General features: G+C 31.1%; 4 protein-coding genes and 4 pseudogenes. 4 read left to right on the top strand and 4 right to left on the bottom strand.

Features of this window, described 5'->3' with window-relative positions:
- From DMC01_RS16235 to DMC01_RS13930, 4 genes and pseudogenes are all read left to right on the top strand, one after another.
- Nucleotides 1-127 (top strand): annotated as a pseudogene (locus DMC01_RS16235) (type VI secretion system tube protein Hcp); the annotation flags it as partial.
- A 765-nt stretch (nucleotides 128-892) separates the two neighbouring features.
- A pseudogene (locus DMC01_RS12025) lies at nucleotides 893-1,297 on the top strand (SLATT domain-containing protein); the annotation flags it as partial.
- Nucleotides 1,284-1,574 (top strand): SMODS domain-containing nucleotidyltransferase, encoded by a 291-nt coding sequence (locus DMC01_RS13935; protein WP_185908928.1) that lies wholly within the window; start codon nucleotides 1,284-1,286, stop codon nucleotides 1,572-1,574. The pseudogene DMC01_RS12025 and the gene DMC01_RS13935, both read left to right, overlap by 14 nt.
- On the top strand, nucleotides 1,571-2,086 hold the full coding sequence (locus DMC01_RS13930) for an SMODS domain-containing nucleotidyltransferase (RefSeq protein WP_185908927.1): 516 nt from the start codon (nucleotides 1,571-1,573) through the stop codon (nucleotides 2,084-2,086). Before DMC01_RS13935 ends, DMC01_RS13930 begins: the two co-directional genes overlap by 4 nt.
- A gap of 141 nt (nucleotides 2,087-2,227) precedes the next feature.
- On the opposite strand, the pseudogene DMC01_RS16930 reads toward DMC01_RS13930, so the two are convergent.
- The 4 genes and pseudogenes from DMC01_RS16930 to DMC01_RS13925 all read right to left on the bottom strand — a co-directional run.
- Nucleotides 2,228-2,466: pseudogene (locus DMC01_RS16930) on the bottom strand (IS1595 family transposase); the annotation flags it as partial.
- Between the two features lie 52 nt (nucleotides 2,467-2,518).
- A pseudogene (locus DMC01_RS16925) lies at nucleotides 2,519-2,650 on the bottom strand (IS1595 family transposase); the annotation flags it as partial.
- 110 nt (nucleotides 2,651-2,760) lie between these two features.
- Nucleotides 2,761-3,117, bottom strand: coding sequence for a lysozyme family protein (locus DMC01_RS12010; protein ID WP_142694433.1), 357 nt, complete (start codon nucleotides 3,115-3,117; stop codon nucleotides 2,761-2,763).
- The coding region (locus DMC01_RS13925; RefSeq protein WP_185908926.1) for a hypothetical protein at nucleotides 3,114-4,074 on the bottom strand (961 nt) is incomplete at its 5' end. The genes DMC01_RS13925 and DMC01_RS12010, both read right to left, overlap by 4 nt.

Here is a 4,074-nt window from a genome sequence, read left to right as displayed (position 1 = left end):
CCAAGATAAAAGCAATAACGACAAAACAGAGCTTTTCAGGGTTTCTATGAATTACAGAAAGGTCATTTGGGAGCACACAGCTGCTGGCACAAGTGGGAGCGATGATTGGAGAGAGGCTAGGATTTAAGCTTGGCTTTGAATTTGTGCTTTGAATTTAGGACTTAAAGGCTTAAATTCAGCCAAAATTAGAGCTTGAGCTTGAAATTACGCTTTGTAAGAGCTTTGAATTTGTGTTTTAAATAGCTTTAGCCTTGAACTTTATGCTTTGTAAGTTAGTTTCAACTTTGAATTTAAGCCTTGCAAGAGCTTTATAATAGCCTTGAATTTGTGTTTTGAATTTAGGACTTAAAGGCTTAAATTCAGCTAAAATTTAAGGCTTGAGCTTGAATTTAAGCTTGAAAAACTTAAACCTCAGACTTGAATCTAAATTTAAACTTGAATTTAAACTTAAACAACTTTAAATCTTGAATGTTAGGCTTGGTTTAAGCTTAGTTAATCCCTTGCTAATCCTTTTTAAATACTGCATCTCTAAGTTGAAAAAAACTTTGAAAGCTTTAAATTCAGCAAGGCTTGAATTTAAAGTTAAGCTTGAAGTTAAAAAGTTGACAGACTTTTGAGTTGAAAAAATTCAAAGGCTTCAATTTCACTTTAAATTACTCAAAGCTTTAAAAATGCAAAAGAAGTTTTAAAGTTAATTTGAAATAAGCGTTAATTTAAATTTAAAGAAGTGTAAGAGGATTTAAAAAATTTTTAAATTGAAAGGCAGTTTTTGTATATGGAAAAAGAAATCTTAGATAGCTTTCAAAAAGAACTAGGTAGGATAAAAGAAGATGCTATATATTCAGCAAAAGGACATTTTGAGGATGCAAAATAGTAGAGATATTGGAATTATGGGCTTATGATATGCTCCATTATTTCTGTTTGCGTATCTATAGCCTTTGCATTTACTGATTTTGATAGCTTATTAGTTGGTAGTATAGGCTGTTTATCTGGTTTAATTACCATGATTTTGGTTTTTTTAGATACTAGTGGCAAATATATTTCTCATCAAAATAGTGGCAATGATTATTTGGCATTAAGAAATCAAGTAAATTATTTTGTGGATATTGAGCGCCATAAACTTACATTAGAGGCTCAAATGCAAAGTTTGAAGTGTTTTGTCGAAAAAAGAGATTTGCTCAATAAAAACTCTTTGCCTATAAGCCAAAAAGCATACAAAAATGCAAAAAGGTTAATTGAAACTTACAAAACGCACGAATATAAAGTCGATAAGGAGACAAAAAATGAGCGTAAATAATTACTTGGAAAAGTTAGCCAAAAGAGCTATTATAAGGGATGATGAGAAAGATGGGATACAAAAATCCATAAATACTATTTTTCAAAGATTAAAAAACTATGATAACGATAAAAATGATAATGGCAGGAACTGTATTGACAAATACTTTATTTTTGGCTCTTATAAGAGAGGGACGATTATATCAAGGGAATTTGATGATGATTCAGATATTGATATTATGGTTGTATTTGGGAAAAAATGTAAAGATTCTTATGGTTTACCTACACAAGTGAGATGAAAAAGCCACAAACTTATTTAGACTATCTCAACAATTTTGCCCAATCTAGCTATTCTCGATCAGAAATTTACCAAAGCCATCCAGCAATAGTTTTGGAGTTAAATCATATCAAATTTGAATTGGTGCCAACCATTAGTATTTTTGGAAATTATAAAATTCCTAACAAACAAAACTCATATCAAAATTGGATATCAACAAATCCTGACGATTTAGATGAGGCGTTGACAAATAATCAAACCTTAAGAAGATTGGTTAGAATCGCTAAAATTTGGAATGCAAAGCAAGGATATATTTATATTTCTTATGAGTTGGAAAAATGGATAACACAGCAGTATTTTTATGGTAATTTGGCTGATCATTTTTATAGATTTTGTGAGTTATTACCCATAAATTGTGATTTACCGCAATGGAAAATAGATAAAATTAACATATTAAAAAGCAAAGCTAAAAAAGCAAAAGTTCTTGATGATTCATCAGAGATAGAGAGTTTGTTTGGTGTAGCTAGTGATTGAAAACTTTTAAGGCGTTTGTAAATCAAATTTTTTGTGGAAGGGTGCTATGAATAATTTTTTATTTAGAAAAGAAAAACAATAAAACGAGATAATAATCACATTATTAGGCTTTATAAAAATAAAGGCGATTGATACTTTTAGCTAAAATGAGCTAGGAGTTTTCCTAAGCCATTTTAATAAATTTTGATGAGAATATTGCCTTAAATTTTTTGTATTAATTGCGTTTCTTTTAAGTGAAGGACAAAATTTTCTCTTTTTATACCTCTAAATTTAGCAAGTCTAAATTTCGCAAATCCCCAAAAATTCACAATTTTGTTTATGTGGTTGTGTCCCTTTGCAAACTCGTTTTCTCTATGCTTTACCCTATAATATGCCTTTGCTCCTTCTTGCAAAGTTACGAGCAAAGCATTGTAACAAATAACTCTAATCAACTTCTATCTCACCGCTCATTTTAGAAAGCTTCTCGCATTCTTTGGATATCAAAATGCGAATTTCTTTGAAAATTTTGCACAAACTTTGTTGTGAAATTTGACAAAGTTCAGCAATTTTTTTCGCTTCTAAATCAATTCTCCAAAAGTTACGAGAGGCTTAACGAAGTAAAAAATATCTAAAAATTTCGCTAAATTATATCTGCGAAATTCGGAAACGGATCTTTGTTTTTCATAGGGCTTAGCTTAAAAATCCTTTGATTTAAATTTAAGAGAGCCTTTTTTATATTCTTTATGCTGTTCTTTGGCTGTAAAATTTTCTCTATCCTTTAAATGAGAAACAATTATTTTAATGAGCTGATGTTCATCCTTATGATCAAAGGGAAGAAAGGGAAAGTTATCATAAGTTGGGATAGCTCCAAAGAAATAATACAATAAAAATTTTCTCCATATAGCAAAGTCTCTTTGTATGTTGATGCCTATGCCTATGGTAGCTACTCCCTTGCTGTCTCTATAAACCTCATCTTTATTTTCCTCGCTACCCATTAAAAGCAGCTTTCTTATCTTTTTATACTCATCAAAGCTAAGTTCTGTAAATTTCATCTATCTTCCTTGATTTTATCATCATCATAAGCATTTACAAAGGCTAGTGCCAAGGCTTGATTGAAACGGTAGGCTAGATAAATATCTAAATTAAACTCTGCCACATACTTGCAATAAACAGCACAAGCATACCTACTAGTTGGATAAAAATTTGTATTTGGATCTTTTTTTATTTGTTTTCTTGCCTCTTCAAATAAGGCTTTGTTTGTAGAAAAATTATTCTGCAAGATCACCGTCCTTGCTTGATAATACTGTGTAGCAGCAATTTTTTGAATCTCACTACTTGACACAAAGACAGAGCCTCTATCCCACACCTCCCCACTATATAAGTTTAAATAACTATCAGCATAAGGATAATAAGCTGTCAAAAAATCAAACATATCCTCCCAAGAAGCCATTTTTTGTTCATCTAAGACATATTTATTCCATTCTCCTAAGGGTGATTTTACTCCATCCTCATCAAGTTCATATTCTGTTAATTCAGGTGCTAGCTCATCCTTAAAGGTCCAAAATTTAAAATACTCCAAATCCCCCTCACCTACACTCACAAGCTCCCAAAGCTCGTCATACCCTATGCCTAGCCTATCTTGCTTTGCCTTAGGTATTATAAGTTCTTTTGAATTTAACTCATAGTCTTTTAAATTTAGTGCATTTATAGTGTGCCATTCTTTTTTGATGTTTTTTTCATTAAAGGGTTTGTGTATGCTGTAAATATTTGTGTGTAGTTCTATTTTGTCCTTGAAATTATTCTCTGTGTATGTGAATTTTTCCCCTCTAAGTGGCAAGTAAGCCCTCATAGATGCTTCATCTTTTAAAAACTCGCGTTTGATTGAATTTGGGATTAAATCATAAACAAAGTCATAAAGCGTAATTGCCTTATCATCGCTTAATGCTACAAAAGTGCTTATAATGCTGTAATACTCATCGTTTATATTATTTTTCTCTTGCAAACGCATC

It is taken from the genome of Campylobacter troglodytis (genome assembly GCF_006864425.1).
Taxonomy (GTDB): domain Bacteria; phylum Campylobacterota; class Campylobacteria; order Campylobacterales; family Campylobacteraceae; genus Campylobacter_D; species Campylobacter_D troglodytis.
The sequence above is the reverse complement of the archived record's forward strand: the minus strand, read 5'-3'. Positions and strand labels throughout refer to the sequence as shown.

Bases quoted from the DNA above. Each gene is read 5' to 3' on its own strand.
- DMC01_RS13935 (WP_185908928.1), top strand. From the start codon at position 1,284: ATGAGCGTAAATAATTACTTGGAAAAGTTAGCCAAAAGAGCTATTATA.
- DMC01_RS13930 (WP_185908927.1), top strand. From the start codon at position 1,571: ATGAAAAAGCCACAAACTTATTTAGACTATCTCAACAATTTTGCCCAA.
- DMC01_RS12010 (WP_142694433.1), bottom strand. From the start codon at position 3,117: ATGAAATTTACAGAACTTAGCTTTGATGAGTATAAAAAGATAAGAAAG.